Annotated in this window: 1 rRNA gene; it reads right to left on the bottom strand. The window is 50.5% G+C overall.

The features are described from left to right. Positions 1 to 199 (bottom strand): 16S ribosomal RNA (locus J1785_RS00005); the annotation flags it as partial. Between the last annotated feature and the right edge of the window lie 21 nt (positions 200 to 220).

Here is a 220-nt window from a genome sequence, read left to right as displayed (position 1 = left end):
ACTTTGCTCTTTCGAGGTCATGCGGTATTAGCTACCGTTTCCAGTAGTTATCCCCCTCCATCAGGCAGTTTCCCAGACATTACTCACCCGTCCGCCGCTCGCCGGCAAAGTAGCAAGCTACTTCCCGATGCCGCTCGACTTGCATGTGTTAGGCCTGCCGCCAGCGTTCAATCTGAGCCATGATCAAACTCTTCAATTAAAAGTTCGATTTGCTTAAACA

It is taken from the genome of Rahnella perminowiae (genome assembly GCF_019049755.1).
Classification (GTDB): domain Bacteria; phylum Pseudomonadota; class Gammaproteobacteria; order Enterobacterales; family Enterobacteriaceae; genus Rahnella; species Rahnella perminowiae.
The sequence above is the reverse complement of the archived record's forward strand: the minus strand, read 5'-3'. Positions and strand labels throughout refer to the sequence as shown.